Genomic DNA, 17893 nt, shown 5'->3' with positions numbered 1-17893 from the left:
TTAGCCCACCGGAGACATGCGGTCGCGCCCAGCCTCAACGCTTCAGAAAAAGCTATTCGAGCGGCTCTGCTCCAAGCCCGACACGCATGAACCAGCCTTCGCCTGCCGCTTTCCGCTGCTGGTAGAGCGCTTCATGGAATTCGAACATGCCGGGATAGGCGTCCTGTCGCAGTTCGGGCTCATCCCCGATATGGAGATAGGCCTCGCCCTCGCTATAAGGCGCCCAGTCCGGCCCATCAGCGCTTTGCGGCTGGCCTGTCGCGGCGAAGGAAGCCCAATAGTCCACCAGGACGGACGACAGCGCTTCAGCTTCCTCGACGGGCGGCTTCGGCCATTGCTCCGGATAGGAGTCGAGATCCCCGACCGTCCCGAAGACGAAGGGCACTTCACTCGCATGGAAGGCACAGAGGTCGCGCTCTGCCATGGCTGGGTAGCAGTAGTCGAAAACATAGAGATAGGCCGGCTCGCCTGCTTCGCTGGCGCTGCGGACGATGCGCTCTGTGGACCAGCCGAAGACATTGTCCCGGTTCACCGCCAGCATGGATTCGACCATGTCGTCGGCGGGATAGAGGTCGAGGAAGGCATCGGCATCTTCTCCGTAGCGAGCGCGGATCGCCGCCTCATAACCTTCAGGCGACTCCGGCTTTTTGGGCAGAAGCATGCGGTAGGTGCGCGCCTCGCCGCTATTGAAGCCGGCAAGCACGGGCACCTGCGCGAATTCGCCATCATCAAAGGCTTCATTGAGCTGGCGCGGTATATATTTGCCGTCGACCGTTCCGGCGGGCGCGTAACCTGCCAGCGTTGTGCGATTGATAAGAGACTGAGCATCGAGCGCGCGCGCAGCCTCCAGCGTGTCGATCTTGAGTTTATCGAACAGGTCGGCGCCCTCTGTTTCCGCTGCCGGAAGGTCGTATGCCGCCTGTCCGAGCTCAGCGAAATTCCGCGTATTGGTCGATTCGATGATCGCCTTGTCTAAAAGCCCCTCGGCGGGCGGACTCGTCAATAGGTAGCTCACGCTGAGCGCGCCCGCGGACTCACCCATGACCGTCACGTTGGACGGGTCTCCGCCAAAGGCTTCAATATTGCCGCGCACCCATTCCAGCGCGGCAACCTGGTCCATCAGGCCATAATTGCCAGACAGGCCGTGTTCGCTCTCGGCCATAAGCTCCGGATGCGCGAGCCAGCCAAGCACACCGAGCCGGTAGTTGATCGAGACGAACACCACACCGCGCTCAGCATAGGCCGTGCCGTCATAGACAGGCTGCGCTGCCCCGCCGATGCGTAGTGACCCGCCATGGATCCAGACGATCACGGGCGCATCTTCTGCATCTGCCGGGGACCAGACATTCAGGGACAGGCAATCCTCCGACGCGCTTTCAGGCGGATCGTTATAGACACTCGTCGGCGGCACGGGAGGCTGGACGCAGCTCGGGCCGAAGGCGCTTGCATCGCGAATGCCTTCCCAGCTGGCGGGAGCGGTTGGCGGCGCCCAGCGCAGGTCTGCGACCGGAGGCGCAGCGTACGGTATGCCCCGAAACACGTTGATGCCATCCTCGCTGAGACCTTTGACGTCTCCCTGCGCGACGCTGACAACAGGGCCCGCCGAAGCGGAGTCCTCTGCCAGCGCCGCCTGGGAGGAATCTGTCTCACCGTTCGAGCATCCCGACAGGGCAAGTGCGGCGAGGCCCGTAGATATCAGGGCAGGTTTCAGTCGTTTCATGTGTCAGCTCCTGCCGCTTCAGGCTGAGCCATAAAGGCTCCTGAGGCGGATCTTGTCGATCTTTCCGGTTCCGGCGAGCGGCATCGCCGGCACACGGATCACCGCATCCGGCAGCCACCAGGATGGCACACGGTCTTTCAACGCTTCAATCAGATTATCGTCTTCGAGGCTCTCACCATCGCGAAACTGGACGAGCAAGACAGGACGCTCACCCCATTTCTCATGCTCGCGCCCGACCACAGCCGCGAAAGCGACTTCCGGCAGGCTGGATACGAGCGCCTCGATCTCCGCCGGATTGATCCATTCGCCGCCGGACTTGATCAAATCCTTGGCACGACCTGTGATGAAAAGCTGTCCGTCTTCAGTGATCTGAGCGAGGTCACCCGTTGGAAACCATCCATTGAGCGTGGCAGCTTCCGCCTGTCCGAAATAGCGCTCAACGACGGAGGGGCCGCGCACCCAGAGATGGCCCTCTTTTCCACGCTGATCAGCGAGCGGCGTTCCCTCAATATCGGTGAGCATCAGATCGATGCCGAGCGCAGGGCGGCCGGCGGTGTCGGGCGAGCGCGCATCTCCAGGCGGCGCCGCCGTGCCGAGCGGTGAGAGTTCCGTCATTCCCCATGTCGTCTGTACGGCGATGCCGCGCGCCTCGATCCGGCGCATCAGGGCTGCATTCATCGGCGCGCCGCCAACCATGATGCGTTTCAGGCTCGGCACGTCCAGCCCGTTCGCATCGATATGGTCGAAAACGTCGAGCCATAGCGTCGGCACACCGACCGCAACGGTGACGCCTTCGCTGATGATAAGGTTCGCAAGCGTTTCGCCATCGGCCTGACGGCCACTAAAGACCAGCCGTGCGCCGGTCGCAGGGGCCGAATAAGGCAAGCCCCAGGCATTGGCGTGGAACATGGGCACGACGGGCAACACAACATCGTGAGAGTTAAGGCCGCTGACATCAGCCTGGAGTTGGCGAAGCGTGTGCAGATAGCTGCCGCGATGCGTATACGTCACGCCTTTAGGGCGGCCCGTCGTGCCCGATGTGAAGCAGAGGCCGCACGGCGTTGTCTCCGGAAACTCGCCCCAGACAACGCCGTCGGAACTCGCCTTGGAGAGCAAGGCTTCAAGGTCCCGTGCCTGTGGCAGGTCGACATCCGCGCAGCAGTCCGGACCAACTGGATCGATGACGAGCACGTGATCGATAGATCCGGCCTTTTCCACGATCTCGGCGGCTAGCGGCTGGAGATCGCCGCTAACGATCAGGATGCGGGCCTCCGACTGGCCGATCATCCATGCGAGTTGTTCGGACGTCAGGCGCGGATTGAGTGTGTGGCAAACTGCGCCGAGACCCATGATGCCGTACCAGCATTCCATATGGGCCTGGCTGTTCCAGGCGAGCGTCGCGACTCGGTCGCCCTTGTTCATGCCAAGGCTCTGGAGCACGGCGGAGACCTTGAGCGCGCGCACCCGGAGGTCGGCATAGCCGATGCGGGCAAGGCTGCCGTCGAGGCGGCGTGTCACCACATCCTTCTCGGGATGCCATTTGGCTGCGTGGTCGATCATGCGATCGAGCGTCAGCGCATAGTCCTGCATGGCGCCGTCATTCAGTTGCACGCGGGCACCTCCGGCGGCAGGGGCGGCGAGATGATGCCGACATTCCAATTCCACTGAAGGCTGCCTTCGGCACGCCTCCGGCAGACGATTGCTTCGTGAAGCTCAAACCGGGCGCGGGCAAGACCCGGCCAGGCCTTGGGTGTTTCGGAGAACACCATGCCGGTGGCGTTCTCACCATAGGCCGGCCAGTCCGCCGTGCCTTCAGCCGATGGGACGCCCGTCCGCGCGAAACTCGCCCAATACTGCATCATCGCTTTCATCAGATCGCGTTCAGCTTGCTTGCGCGGGGCCTGCGGCCAAGGCTCGGCAATGTCGAAAAGCGTGCCGAACACGTAAGGGATTTCCATCGCGTGAAAGGCCCGAAGGCCAAGCTTGTCGGCGGCCGGATACGTATGGTCGAAAAAGTAGAAATAGGAAGGCTGGCCAGCGGCAGTTTGCGAGGCGGCGAGCCGTTCTGCCGTCCAGCCATACATGGCGTCACGCGTTGTCGCGAGCATGCTGGCTTCGGGATTGTCGGCCGGATAGGTCTCAAGGAAGCGGTCTGCGAGGTCGCCATGGCTTGAGCGGATCGCGGCTTCATACGCGTCGCTGCCCGGCACGGGGGGCAAGAGGAAACGCAGGGAGCGGATCTCACCCTCATTAAACCCGGCAAGGACCGGCACCTGCGCCTGCTCGCCCTTGTCAAAGGTTGCCGGCATCTGGTCTTTCAGCCAGACGCCGTCGATGACGCCGAACGGGACGAAAGCGTTGCGCCCGGCAATCGAGACCAGCTTGTCGGCGTCCATCTCACGCAGCTCAGCGAGCGAGGCCGCTTTAGCCTTTTCCTGGAAAGCGACGCCCGCTTCTTCAGCTGACGGGTGGCCATTCGCTGTACCCCTCAGAGGCGCCATCGAGACCATATAGGCGCTCTCGGCAACCGCCTTGTCGAACAGGCCCCGCGCTTCAGGCGAGACCATGAGCAGGACCACGCTGAGCGCGCCGGCCGACTCGCCTGCCACAGTGACATTGTCCGGATTTCCGCCGAAAGCTTCAATATTGCGCTTCACCCATTTCAGGGCCGCCGCCTGGTCTTTCAGGCCATAATTACCGGAAATATTCTGCGGCGACTCGGCGCTGAGCTCGGGATGAGCAAGGTAGCCGAGGACGCCAAGCCGGTAATTGATGGTAACGACGATGAGGCCCGTTTCGCGGGCAAGTGCGGCGCCGTCATACATCGCCTGACTGCCGGCGCCGGTGACGAGCGAGCCGCCATGGACCCAGACGAAGACGGGCGCGTCTTCTGCGCCGTCCGGCACCCAGACATTGAGACTGAGACAGTCCTCGTTCACCTCATCGAGCCGCTCATAATAGATGCTGCCCGGGCGGGCGCCGGGCTGCGGACACGCCGCGCCGAATTCTGTCGCCTGGCGAACCCCTTCCCAGTCCGGAAAGGCTTCCGGCGGGGCCCAGCGTCGCTCGCCGACAGGGGCGAGCGCGAACGGGATACCACGATAGATCGAGACCCCATCCTCAGCCTCACCCTGCAGTGAGCCGACCGGCGCATTCGTAATGGCCGCGGGCTCAAGCGTACCAACGCTCGCCTGCAATCCATCACGCGCCGCACAACCGGCCTGCCAGAGCACTGCCGATGCAAGGATCGACCAGGCGATTACCTTGCCGATGCCGGGGGGCGTTCTGCCACCGTCCAGCATTCTTCCAACATTCAGCACAGTCTTGCTCCCGATCAGTATTCAACGCTCACGCGGACACCAAAGGTCTGCGGCCTTTGGCGAGCATAGCGCCCGTCAAGGAAGGATTCGGGGTGGACGTAAGTGATGGAGTTGTCGTCGAAGAGGTTCTCGACATATCCCGCCAGTTTCCAGTTATCCTTCGACAGGCCCGCCTGCAGGTTTACGACCGTGTAGGCATCCGTGTAATCGAAGGTCGGTGCTGGAACGCCCGGTTGTCCGGGGACATTCGGAAGCATGGCCGGGAAGTCGCCAACATAGGAAGCCGTGCCAGCCACGAAAGCATCCATCTGGCCGAGATTGAAGTCGTACCGCGCCGTTGCTGAGCCTTGGAAGTTCGGCATGGCAAGCTGCAGGCCAAGTTCAGCGCCCGAGATCGCGGCCTCTTCCGGGGTCAGTTCCGTGATTTCGGTATCGTTCAACGATCCGTTCAGGAACAGGGTAAACCCGCCGCCCGGATAGTAACCCACTTCGAACTCGAGGCCCTGGCTGACCGCCTGACCGATATTCGTCGCAAACTGGACCTGGTCAGAAAGTCGGTTGGCCTGCACCTGGATGTCATCCCAGATGATGTAATAGGCGGCAAGGTTCGACGTCAGCTTGTTGTTGAAGAAGACACCCTTGGCGCCGACTTCGTAGTTAACGAGCTTGTCGGACTCTGCACCATTCGGAATGACGAGATCATTCGGATTCACGACGCTCACCGCGCCGGCACGAGCGTTCGCGACCGGAGAACGGAAGCCTGTGGAGATCGATGCGTAGGTCGTCAGGTTCTCCATCGGCTTGAAGGAGAGGCTACCCTTGTATGAAACGTTGTCGGCCTCGACCTTGAGGCCGTCTGCCGCTGCAACAGGAAACACCGTCAGCTGAACATTCGAGAACCCGCCCAGCGCAACCGCCAGGTAGTTGGAGTTGTAGCCGCCAGCCAAGGTGTGGGACTGAATCTCTGTTTCCGTATAACGCAAGCCACCGGTCGCCCACAGCCGGTCGGAGAAACGATAGGTGAGTTCGCCGAAAACGGCAGATTCGATCGCGTCGAAATAGCCGCTGAAGCTCTGATAATACTCGTCCGGAAGCCCGGTCAGGTTGCGGGCCTGCAGGAAGTCGATGGAGGAGCGGTAGTCATAGTCGATGTCACGGCGCTTGTTGAAATAGAAGCCGCCGATGATCCAGTCCCAGTCGCCGCCATCGGCCGAAGAGAGACGCGCCTCCTGCACGAAGTTCTCGTCATAGCCGACAGCATCGAGCGCGAAGGGAATGGCCTGGTTGAAGGTGCCGGCAAGGTCGACGATGAACTTGCCGTCAATCTTGGAATAGGTCGACGAACTGGTCAGCGTCGCCCAGTCCATTTCGTAATTGCCGGTCAGATTGTAGCTGGTGAAGTTCGACTGGAAGAGGTCCGGCCGCTCGGTGAAGCGGATATATTCGCCGCGATCAGGATTGGTGAGACCGGAGTCGGCCGGCTTGTTGTCTTCGTGGATGATCAGCAGGCCAAGATCGAAATTGCTGGTCGGCTCCCAGAGGAGGTGTGCGCGGCCACCGACCGATTCGAGCGAGTTTGCGCCCTCAATGCCGGTCCCGAGATTGTCGACCCAGCCATCTTCGTCGCGATAGAAACCGACGAGGCGCAGGGCAAGCTTGTCTTCGACGATTGGCAAATTGACCATGCCATTGTAGCGCTGGCGGAGCGCATCACCATCGACGAGGCCGAAATCAACGAGAGCAGAAGCTTCAAATTCGTTGGGGTTGGGCGCCTTGGTAAGAATGCGAACCGCACCTGATAGCGAGTTGGCGCCGAACAATGTGCCCTGAGGGCCGCGCAGGACTTCGACACGCTCGACGTCATAGAGCGTTGGGTCCAGGATCGTCGAGTTGCCATTACTCGAGATCGGAAGCTCGTTGATGTAAATGGCGGTCGCGGCCTGAAGGTTCGCGCCATAGCCATTCGTCGCGATGCCGCGCGTGGTGATTGTGTTGAAGTTCGCGGTGGGCTGGTTGAGCACGATGCCCGGCGTTTCGCGGGCCAGGCCATCATAGCTGACAATGCCCTTCTCGCTGAGCGCATCCTGCTGCCAGGCCGTCACAGCCAGCGGGACGTCCTGCAAACTTTCTTCGCGGCGAGTCGCCGTCACGTAAATACGCTCCTGGCGCGCCTCATCTTCCGTTGCCGGGGCTCCGGCGTCTGGGGTCGTTTCTTGAGCAAAGGCTGGCGCTGCCAGCGCGAAAAGCGAAATAGCAGACACGGACGCCATGAAATGCGTGGACATAGTTTCCTCCCTTAGTCCCGCGGGTTTTCCCGCTTGTGTCGGGAATATGAGACCAGGAAAAACGACATGTCAATAAAATTCACTCAAGCGATAATGAACATTATTCAGAGCGTGTCTTGACGGGCTCGCTCAAGTGAGGCGTGATCAAGAACTGGCGGAGTGATATGCGCTTCCCAAACGGACCATACGTGCATCGATGCCCGCAGAAGGCGGCCTTATCGATGACAGGTGTGACCTTGGGGAACGTTGACACCGTGACCAATTCGCCATTGACCAACAAATGAATAAAGCAAATGGCTGATTGACCTGATGACAAAAACAGCACCCAAACGCCGCCCGATGACCAAGGCTGAGCAGCGCGCTGAAACCACGGAACAAATCCTGGATGAGGCGGAGTACTTGTTTGCCCAGTCGGGCTTCAATGGCGTCACATTGAAGGACATCGCCAAGCGGGTTGGCGTACACCACACACTGCTCAACTACTATTTTGATGACAAGAAGAGCGTGTTCGATGCAGTCATCGCCAGGCGCGCGGGTGTTACCAGTTCGCTGCGCATAAAGGCCCTCGACGAATACGACAAAGCAAGCGGCGGCAAGCCAACCGTCGAAGGAGCGCTTCGCGCCTTTCTGGACACCGACCTCGATCTCTACAGCCAGGGCGGCGAAGGCTGGAAGAATTATGGCGTGCTTGGCGCGCAGTCATCAAACACGCCCTACGGCGCCGAACTGTTTGATTTTCACTTCGATCCAGTTGTTCTGCGCCTGATCGGTCTGCTCGAGAAGGCATTGCCCGGATGTTCACGCGAGGACCTGTTCTGGGGATATCATTTCGTCACCGGCGCGCTGATGCTGTCGCTCGGACGTACAGGCCGCATCGACCGGCTGTCTGACGGGCTGTGCAAGTCTGATGACTTCGAAGCCATAAAGAAACGCATGGCCTCATTCATGGCAGGCGGTTTCCATGAACTCTGCGGCAATAAAAGCGGCCGCGCCTAGCCAAACCGCCCAAGCGAGCCGGTCCACACGCTACTTCATCCACTGCGCCATCGGGTGGGGCTCAAGCGCCTGTTTGATCTCCTCATGGACGGCTGGTGTCTCGTCCTGCCCCAGCTTGAACCTAGGCTGGGCGGATGTGATGTTGGATCGAAAGCCAATAATTTGGTTCAGCAATGTGTCGTAGCGTTCACCGATATCATCGACACTCCAGTCAGAACCTTGTCGACTTTCCATGTGGCGAACCAGCGCCTCTACAGCAGGCCTGGTGAGCGAGTCCTCTATTTCCGCTTGGTCACTCAAGATCTTGAGCGAAAGGAAATTCCAGGTGGGAACCCAACCGGGTTTCGAGACCCAGGCCGGGGGGATGTAGGCGTTCGGCCCAAGAAAAAGAAACACGGCGCGCCCATCCTGCTGCAGCAGCTCAGTTGCCGGTGCACGCCTTGGAAGATGTCCTACTACGCTTACTGGCTGGCCTGCCGGATCGGTTTCAATAAGCAGCGGCATCAAAAGCGACGCGGCCGGATCCGCAACAGGCGTGATCCAGGCCAGAGGGAATTCGGCAGCAAACTTCACCACGTCATCGGTTGAAACGTCGCCAAACGCTGAACTCATTGGCCGAGAACCCGCTTCATCCACTGCGCACTGTCGTCAATAGCCTGCCTGGCAGTGGGCGAAATCGAAACGGCCTCAAGAAAACTGTGCGTCACTCCCGGATAGATGACGGCTGTCACATCATTTCCTTCGGCGGTGAGCCGACGGTGCAGTTCCTTGTTTTCATCAAGCAATATATCGCATTCTGCCACGCACAAATGCGTTGGCGGCAAGCCGCCCAGGTCGCCGATCAACACAAGCGCATACGGATCTTCTTCGGCGCCATCGGGGAGATAGGCTTGCCAGAAATCATCCATCTCCTTGGTCTCCAGCATGTAGGGAGCCCCGTCATAGCGTTGATGAGAGACGCGATGTTTCGTGTCGAGCGCACCGTAATTGATAAGTAGTCCGTCCGGGAGGCCGCGTTCGTCATCCCTGAGTTTCTTGGCTGCTGCGAGCGTGAGATTGCCACCCGCCGAGTCGCCGCCGATCAGCAGTTTGGTGGTGTTCAGGCCATATTCCTGCCCCGACTCACGCAACCAGATCACGCATTCGATAATCTCATCCAACGCCTTGGGAAACGGGTTCTCGGGCGCCAATGAATAGTCGAGCCCCACCACCGCGCACCCGGCAGCATCGGCATACTCCCGCATCAACCGGTCGTGAGTATCGAGGCTGAATAGCATCCAGCCCCCGCCGTGAATGTATAAGAGCGTACCTTCTCCCGCGCCGCCTTCCGGAATGTACAGGCGCATGGTTCTCGCGCTTTGGGGAAATTTGAGTTCACGAACAGACGCCATTGCGGGGCCACCATCAGCCCAGGAAGCGCGAACGAGTTCGGCGACTTCCCGCCGACGGCGCGGGTCGACGGGCTGGCCGGCAGTCAACTCGACCGACCGGCTTACAATGTCCTCGACGAAGGTCCGCACTTCTGGTTCGAGGTCATCAGTCTGCGTCTGGGAGGGAGCACTCATAGTCATGTCTCTGAATAATCTTTTCTGGATGTGATCCTCAGGCGTCCGACTGGTTGTCCGCCGCAAGTCTCTTCTTTTTGGCTGCGATCCTGGGGCCACGTTTCTTTAGCCAGACCCAAATGCCTGTGACGCACATTTCAGCCGTCGCGAGACCGGTGAGAAAAACGATGAAAACCGTGACCGGGCCGCCCACTTCGCCGCTATGCAGCGGGTAGACTGAACGCATCAGCGCCAGCCCGGTGCTGTCATCATAAGGATTGACCTGCTGGATGTAGGCACCGCTCGATCCATCGAAGTGATAATAGATCGGCCCCAGCGCCTTATAATTGAGCACGCCATTGTCGGTGAGCGTCGCGCCATAGAGATTCCAGTCGGGGTAATACAACATCGTAGCCGGCTGCCATGACACACCCGCTGCCTCGATTTGCTCTCGTGTGCGGCCAAGGGCGTCCTGAAACGACAGGTCGGGCTGAACCCCCTCTGGAAACAGGACAGCCTGATCAAAATAGGAGTCACCGGTCGGCGCAATGGTCTCGGCAAAGGGTGCCCAGAACTCGAAAAAAAAGTTCAACGCGACCGACGTGAACGCAACAATCACGACGAAGGCAAAGAGCCAGAGCCCGCTCGCCTGGTGAATATCCAGCATTTGGCGCGCGAAACGGCGTTTCGGACTATACGTCCAGGCAGACTTCCATTTCCTGAAGAATGGCCCGCGCTTTGGAAATGTCAGGTATAGCCCGATCAGGGAGGTGAGCAGCCACCCCAAAGCGATAAAGCCAAGGAAGATTCGACCGGAATTTCCCAGCAAAAGGTTTTCATGAAATCCGAGCAGGAGCGGGATGAACTGGCGTCCGGAAAGCCCGGCTTGCGTACTTCGCGTGCCAACCAACGTTCCAGACACGGGGTCGATAAAGACTTCGTCAAAGTCGAGCGCGTCCTGCCCCGGCTTCGGCACAACTTTCAACGGGATATTTTCGTTTTGATGCGGATTGAGCGGGAACTCGACAACCTGAATGTCAGGGTTTTGGGCTTCGAAAAGCGAAACGGCTTCAATGGCATCGATCCGGTCTTCGACAGCTCCGGAATAAACCATCAGATCGCTATTGATCCATCGATCGAGTGTCGCGCGGGCTGTCAGGACAGACCCGGTGACCGCTGCCAGGAAGAGAAAGACGGCCATCAGAACGCCGAACCACCGGTGCAGGAATAACCAGACATTGGAAGGCAGAACAGATGACATTGTACGGGATCGCTCCGGATTTGTTATCGTCGAGAATAAGCCAAGAGCCCTCGACGGAGCCATACTCAGTCCGGGTCGATATTTAGCTTGAATGGGTCTCTAGGTGCAAATAGTTCTCATTCTCTATAGCATTAAATGGCCAAATAAGAGAACTATGCGACCCAAAGCCTAAATTCAGTCCAGCCGACCACTGATATGATTTCGGCACAGGAGAGGTATGTGACGCAACCAAATCCAGAGGGATCAACAATGACTGTCAGACCAAAACAAACTTCGAGAAACACCAGGGCTGCACTGCTCGCCTCGACCATGGTTGCGGCACTCGTCGCACCTGTAGCGCTGGCCCAGGACGTTACACCCGAAGACGAAACCAGCGTGCAGGACACGATTTACGTCATCGCACCAGACTTCGTCCCCAAAGAAGGGCATAGCGCAAACAAGAGCGACATAGCCCTGATAGAGACCCCCCAGTCTGTGTCCGTCATCACGCGAGATCAGATTGACCTCCTGAACTTCATCGATGCCCAGCAAGCCGTGCGCTACACGTCTGGCGTCTTCGGCGAAAATTATGGCCCCGACCTGCGCTTTGACTTCCTCAAGGTGCGCGGGTTCACTCCGAAGGAATATATGGACGGCCTCGCCACGCCGAACACGACGGCGATCAAGAGTGTCGGCGTTGATCTCTACGCCTTTGAATCCTTCGACGTGCTGAAAGGCCCAGGCTCTGCGCTTTATGGCAGCGCCCCTCCCGGCGGTCTTTACAACCTCAACCTGCGCCGCCCGCAAGATGAATTCAGCGGCGAAATCTCGGCCAAATATGGCACCGACGACTACAAGCAGCTGGCTGGCACGATGACCGGCCCGCTCGGCGATGCGGTGAGCTTCAGCCTGACGGCGCTCTACCGCGACCGCGAAGCAGAGCGCGACTATGTCTCGGCCGAACGCCATTTGCTCGCCCCGGCGCTGACCTGGCATATGACGCCCGATACCGACCTGACCCTGCTCGGCTATTATCAGTCCGACATTGTCATGGGCGACACGAACGGCTTCCTACCCGTCTATGGCACGCTGCTGCCAAACCCGGTCGGCAAGGTCAGCCCGTCGATCAATCTCGGCAGCTCGGACAACCGGTATGACCGTGATCAATGGTCCATCGGATACGAGTTCACTCATGCTTTCAATGAGAACGTGTCCTTCATCTCCAACACCAAGATTTCCGACTATGACGAGGAAACCCCGACGGGCATTTATGGCTCGGGTGGTGTTGTCGATAATGATTTCGACGGCGTGCCAGACGATTACCGGACCGTCCTCCAGTCCAACTACACCTATCGGGAAAAGGTCGAGAGCCTTGCCACCGACAACCGTTTTGACATCGATCTCGATGCCGGCGGACTGCAGCATGACATTATCGTTGGCTATGACTATCGCGACGTCGACAATGTCGCCGATTACGGCTTCTTCTACGGCACAGACACGATCGACCTGTTCGACCCGGTCTATGACTATCCGGCCGACCTGACACCGGGTTTTCCGACAGCCTATGTCAATCAAAGCCTGAAGCAGTCGGGTTTCTATGCCCAGGATCATATCGGGCTCGGCAACCTCTTTTTCACGCTGAGCGGGCGCTATGACGATGTGAAGATCGACAATGACCTGACCGGGGAAAACCAGAAGCAGGATGCCTTCACCTACCGGGTCGGCGCCAACTATGTCTTCGATAGCGGCTTTGCGCCCTATATCAGCTATGCCACCTCCTTCGAGCCTGTGCTCGGCACAGATGCCGACACGGGCGAAGGGTTCGACCCGAGCGAGGGCGAGCAGGTCGAGGCCGGGATCAAGTATGACGCCCGTGGCCTGCCAGACGGGTATGAGCTGCTGCTCACCGGAGCGGTCTATCAGATCAACCAGAAAAATATCGTGACAGCCGCCGGTTCGCTCACGCCAGTTGCCGCCAAGCAGACCGGCGAAGTCGAGGTGCAAGGCGCGGAAGTGGAGCTGGTGAGCCGGATTAATGACCAGCTCTCGGTCAATGCCTCCTACAGCTATACCGACAGCGAAGTCGTCGACAGCACGACCCCGCAGGAGATCGGCGCCGAGCTGCCCGTAACGCCAAAGCACAAAGCGGCCGTCTTCGTCGATTACAGCTTTATCGACGGCCCGCTGGCCGGTTTCGGCATCGGCGGCGGTGTGCGCTATACCGGCGAAAGCCAGGGCGCGCTGCCTGGCCCGTTCGCGCCAGTAGTTTATACCGGCGAGGAATCGACCCTGGTCGACGCGATCATCCGCTACGACACCGAGGACTGGCGCTTTGCCCTCAACGGGTCCAACATTCTCGACGAGGAATATGTTGCCCGCTGTGACGGGGCGGCTGGATGTACCTATGGCGCTGGCCGCCAGGTCATTGCGACGGTGACGCGCAAATTCTGATTTGTTGAAGGGCATGAGGCCGGTTGAATGACATTTGAGACTTCATTCCGGCCTGCTGCTCGTCGCATGATCTCGAAACTGCTTCTCGGCGCTGCGCTTTTTTGTGCAGCGCCGAGTTGCGTTCAGGACCCGGTGTCGAGTGCCCCGCCAACTGAGACTTCATCATCCAACGCCATACCGCCGACGCCAGGCGTTTCAGGAAAGCCGCCGACAGCGACCGCTCAGCCGGGGCAGAGCCTGCCTCTGCAAGCAGAGCGAAGCGTGTCATTTGAGACGGACGAAGGAACCAATCTGTCGATCGACGTGTCACCCAGCGGCAATCATATCGTTTTCGACATGCTGGGCGACATTTACCTGCTACCGGTTGAGGGCGGCGAGGCGCAGGCACTCACACATGGCCTGGCGCTCGACACCCAGCCCGTCTTCTCACCTGACGGTCGTTCGATCCTGTTTCTGAGTGATCGTTCAGGCGCCGAAAACTTATGGCGCATGAAATCGGATGGCAGGGGTATCACCCAGATATCCTTCTACGACGACAATCCGATATGGGTTTCACCGGAATGGTCGCCGGACGGAAAACACATCCTCGTCTCCCGCTTCTGGTCCGATCGCAATGCCTATGAGCTCTGGGAATTCAACGCCGCAGAACCAAACATGGGCCATGTTGTCCGCTCGACAGGCGATGCCAATGATGCCGACGATGCAACGAGCTCATTGGGCGCGCTCTACTCTCCTGACGGAGACACAATTTACCTCGCCTCTCTCGCGCATGAGTCCCCAGCCTTTGACCGCCTCTCGCTGTGGCAGGTGATTGCTTTCAACACGGCAGACGAAACGGAGCGTCAACTGGCGGGCAGCAAAGCGCAGCCTGCATTCCGTCCGCGACTGTCTCCCGACGCTAGCCACCTTGCCTATGCAGAACGCCGGGCAAATCGGACCTTTCTTGTTTATCTCGACCTGACCTCTGGAGAAACGTCGACACTTGGCGAACTTGACCCAGACTCGCTACAGGCAAGCCAGTGGCACGATGCGGTACCGCGCTATGATTTCACGCCAGATGGAAAATGGGTGATCGCCAATGTCCGCGGAGGATTGAAGCTTTTTTCAACGGCCGGCGCGCCTTCCAGGAACATTTCATTCTCTGCACAGGTGGACGTCCCACTCGGGCGGCTGGCGCGGACTGAAATCCCACTTGAAGACGGTCCGGTTCATGCGCGGCTGCTGATGTCGCCCGATTTATCGCCGAACGGTGATCAGATTGCATTTTCTGCGCTGGGAGACGTTTACGTGGCCGATGCAGCTGAGAACGCCACGCCTCGTCGCCTTTCCACTACCGTGCAGTCTACTTATCACCCGTCCTGGTCACCCGATGACACGTCGATCGCTTTTGTGAGTTGGACAAAGCAGGCCGGCGGACAAATCTGGGCCGCCAAAGCCGACGGTTCGGCCCTGCGGCAAATCACAGAGGATAGTGCGTTCTACACACATCCTGTCTTCACGCCGGACGGCTCGGCTATCATCGCGGTACGGTCATCTCGCGAGGCGCGCTCGAAAACTTATATGGAATTCGGCCAGTTGCGGGACGCCGATCTCATCTACATCCCACTGGATGGCTCGTCAGAAAGCGTCATTCTGAGCGGCCGGATCGGTGGCACGCCGCATTTCGGTCCCGACACCAGCAAGGTCTTCATCAACTCCGACGAAGGGGTTGAGGCCGTCTCGCTGAGTAATGGTATGCGCACGGTCGTGACGCAGTCGAAGGGGCCTAATTGGTACTTTGCAGAAGGACCCGCCGCGGCCGATGACATACGCGTATCGCCCGACGGCGAGTGGGCGCTGGCACAGATAACGCAGCAGCTGCACCTCTATCGTCTGCCAGAAGAGAAGGGCAGCACGGTTGACCTGACGTCCTCCGACACGCCCCACATCAGGCTGACCGATATAGGCGCCGACTACTTCGGTTGGAGCGACGATGGCAATGGCGTGTACTGGACGGTCGGCTCGACTCTGCACCGACTGTCCTTGAAAGATGTGGCATTCGATACACCGAGCCAGGGCCGCATGGTGCCTATCGAACAGACCTACGCCGATGCGGTGCGGTTTGACGTGTCAGCTCCCAGAGCTTTGCTCGGACGCAGCATTCTCCTGACGGGCGCCACCCTCATTCCAATGGATAACCGCGCCGAACCGGAACGCATCATTACCAACGCCGACATTTTGCTTAAGGACGGAAAAATTGCGAGCGTCGGTCCTGCCGGAAGCGTTGAGGCAGATGCCAGCATTCCCCGTGTTGATCTAGCAGGTCACTACATCATCCCCGGCCTCATTGATGCGCATTATCACGTTGGCGACATTCGCCGCGATGTCCTCCAGCCAGACGCCACGGGACTGAAAACCAATTTCGCCTACGGCATCACGACGCTGTTCGATCCGTCCACTCTCACGATCGACATGCTGACCTATCAGGATTTCATCGACAGCGGAAAAACACTTGGTTCGCGGTTGTTCTCAACCGGTCCGGCAATATTCGACTTCAATGATTTTCGATCCAAAGCCGAGGTCGATGCTGTATTGAAGCGCTATCGCGATTATTACAGGATCAAGAATCTCAAGCAGTATAGAGTGGGCAATCGGCGTGTGCGCCAATGGCTTGCTCAGTCGGCGGCGGAGCTCGGGATGACGCCGACTACGGAAGGGGCGCTCTCCTTCAAGCTCGGCCTGACACACATCTTCGATGGGTATTCGGGCAACGAGCACGCGCTGCCCCCGCCGGCGCTTTACAACGACATCGCGCAGCTATTTGCACAAAGCGGTACAAGCAGCACCCTCACCCTCATGATCACGCATGGTGGAACGCCAGCCGACGAAAGTTTCATCGCGCGGCGCAATCCCGTTGCAAACGAGAAATATGCACGGTTCACACCGCGCTGGTTTATCGAGAGAGAGTTCGCAAGCGCGACAAAGTACTCGCCCGACCGGTTCTTGTACAAAACCATTGCCAATAGCGCCCACAAGATCTTTGAAGCTGGAGGCCTTGTCGGCGTGGGGGCACATGGCGACATTCCCGGCCTTGGTACGATTTGGGAAATAGAGGCCTATGTTGAGGGCGGATGGTCACCCGCCGAAGCGCTGTGGGCTGCCACAATGGGCAGCGCAGGCGCCATAGCGCGGCAGGAAAGCCTCGGCAGCCTGACCCCAGGCAAAGCCGCAGACCTCGTTGTTCTGCCCCGTAATCCCATTGACGATATTCGCGCCATTGAAGACCCGATCTTCGTGATGAAGAACGGCCATCTCTATGACGCGGCCACGCTTCAGGAGCACGCCCTGACATTGACTGAGTAGTTTGTCGGCGCGGCGACTTGCACGGATTCTGACCAAGACTGGACTATCAGTTGGCCTTCTGCATGCAATAAGGTCATATATTGTCTTGAATGGGCCACAACCAGTGTGATGCAATTGTCATGTTGAGTCTTGCTGGCATCATCTGATGGACCCTTAGCAAGCATGTGAGTTTGCCATGAAGAGCACTGTCGATATCGACCTGGACTGCCGCGCTGTCGTGGGTCTGGCTGATGAGTACCCAGCAGGCTTCCGCGATCCAGAGCATTCGCATAAGCGAATTCAACTCCTCTACGCATGTTCCGGCGTGATGTCGGTGGTAACGGACACGACGAGCTATGTCATACCGCCGCAACGAGCGGTCTGGATCCCGAGCGGTGTTCCCCACGAAGTCTCTTGCCGCGGACCTGTATCGTTGCGCTCGCTGTATATTGATCCAAGGTATGATCGCGGCGAGCCGCACTGTCACATTGTCGAGGTCAGCCAGTTGCTGCGCGCGCTGATTATCGAAGTGACACAGCTTCCGCTGGACCGGGAATTAAACAGCCGGGACGATCAGGTGATCAATCTGCTAATCCAGGAGCTTCTCGACTGCCGCAACATTCCCTACGCAGCACCGATGCCGAACGATACCCGCCTGGTACGCGTTTGCCGTCAGATTCTGGAGCAGCCTGCCGATCAGCGCGACACCAATGAGTGGGCCGCTGTCGCCGGCATGAGCCGAAGGTCGTTCACGCGGGCCTTTAAACGCGAGACTGGAATGGGTGTCGCGGTATGGCGCCAGCAGGTGCGATTGCTTGAAGCGCTGTCCCTGCTATCGACAGGGTCCCCTGTCACGTCAGTTGCAATGGATGTGGGCTACGAAAGTCCCAGCGCCTTCTGCGCCATGTTTCAAAAAGCATTCGGTGTCCCACCGAGCAAATACGCATTTTGAGCCCCTATCCCGACTTCAGGTATCCTTGATGCACGCTCAATGAGGGCGGCTCTACCTGCAGTTT

Annotated in this window: 11 protein-coding genes; 4 read left to right on the top strand and 7 right to left on the bottom strand. The window is 59.0% G+C overall.

Features of this window, described 5'->3' with window-relative positions; genetic code table 11:
- Positions 1–52 precede the first annotated feature (52 nt).
- The 4 genes from WNY37_RS04900 to WNY37_RS04885 are packed head-to-tail and all read right to left on the bottom strand — an operon-like array spanning position 53 to position 7325.
- Positions 53–1720 carry a carboxylesterase family protein gene (locus tag WNY37_RS04900; protein ID WP_342972345.1) on the bottom strand — a complete coding sequence of 556 codons (1668 nt, stop codon included), beginning with the start codon at positions 1718–1720 and terminating at the stop codon, positions 53–55.
- Between the two features lie 18 nt (positions 1721–1738).
- Positions 1739–3310, bottom strand: coding sequence for an AMP-binding protein (locus tag WNY37_RS04895; protein ID WP_342974870.1), 1572 nt, complete (start codon positions 3308–3310; stop codon positions 1739–1741).
- 11 nt (positions 3311–3321) lie between these two features.
- Positions 3322–5040: a carboxylesterase family protein gene (locus WNY37_RS04890; protein WP_342972344.1), complete on the bottom strand. Its 1719-nt coding sequence runs from the start codon at positions 5038–5040 to the stop codon at positions 3322–3324.
- Between the two features lie 14 nt (positions 5041–5054).
- Positions 5055–7325 carry a TonB-dependent receptor gene (locus WNY37_RS04885; RefSeq protein ID WP_342972343.1) on the bottom strand — a complete coding sequence of 757 codons (2271 nt, stop codon included), beginning with the start codon at positions 7323–7325 and terminating at the stop codon, positions 5055–5057.
- A 309-nt stretch (positions 7326–7634) separates the two neighbouring features.
- Here WNY37_RS04885 and WNY37_RS04880 point away from each other — a divergent pair, with 309 nt between their 5' ends.
- On the top strand, positions 7635–8321 hold the full coding sequence (locus WNY37_RS04880) for a TetR/AcrR family transcriptional regulator (protein ID WP_342972342.1): 687 nt from the start codon (positions 7635–7637) through the stop codon (positions 8319–8321).
- A gap of 30 nt (positions 8322–8351) precedes the next feature.
- Here WNY37_RS04880 and WNY37_RS04875 read toward each other — a convergent pair whose 3' ends face one another.
- The 3 genes from WNY37_RS04875 to WNY37_RS04865 are packed head-to-tail and all read right to left on the bottom strand — an operon-like array spanning position 8352 to position 11126.
- A complete protein-coding gene (locus WNY37_RS04875) occupies positions 8352–8957 on the bottom strand; it encodes an FMN-binding negative transcriptional regulator (RefSeq protein ID WP_342972341.1) in 606 nt (201 codons plus the stop codon).
- Entirely contained in the window at positions 8930–9886 is a 957-nt protein-coding gene (locus tag WNY37_RS04870; RefSeq protein WP_342972340.1) for an alpha/beta hydrolase, read from the bottom strand. Before WNY37_RS04870 ends, WNY37_RS04875 begins: the two co-directional genes overlap by 28 nt.
- A gap of 37 nt (positions 9887–9923) precedes the next feature.
- Positions 9924–11126: a PepSY-associated TM helix domain-containing protein gene (locus tag WNY37_RS04865; RefSeq protein ID WP_342972339.1), complete on the bottom strand. Its 1203-nt coding sequence runs from the start codon at positions 11124–11126 to the stop codon at positions 9924–9926.
- A gap of 249 nt (positions 11127–11375) precedes the next feature.
- On the opposite strand from WNY37_RS04865, the gene WNY37_RS04860 reads away from it, so the two are divergent.
- From WNY37_RS04860 to WNY37_RS04850, 3 genes are all read left to right on the top strand, one after another.
- Positions 11376–13556, top strand: coding sequence for a TonB-dependent siderophore receptor (locus WNY37_RS04860; protein WP_342972338.1), 2181 nt, complete (start codon positions 11376–11378; stop codon positions 13554–13556).
- A 27-nt stretch (positions 13557–13583) separates the two neighbouring features.
- Positions 13584–16898: an amidohydrolase family protein gene (locus tag WNY37_RS04855; protein WP_342972337.1), complete on the top strand. Its 3315-nt coding sequence runs from the start codon at positions 13584–13586 to the stop codon at positions 16896–16898.
- 175 nt (positions 16899–17073) lie between these two features.
- Positions 17074–17829 carry a helix-turn-helix transcriptional regulator gene (locus WNY37_RS04850; RefSeq protein ID WP_342972336.1) on the top strand — a complete coding sequence of 252 codons (756 nt, stop codon included), beginning with the start codon at positions 17074–17076 and terminating at the stop codon, positions 17827–17829.
- Positions 17830–17893: the final 64 nt, after the last annotated feature.

It is taken from the genome of Henriciella sp. AS95, assembly GCF_038900055.1.
Taxonomy (GTDB): Bacteria; Pseudomonadota; Alphaproteobacteria; order Caulobacterales; family Hyphomonadaceae; genus Henriciella.
Note: the sequence above shows the minus strand (reverse complement) of the source record. Positions and strands in the feature narration are given on the sequence as shown.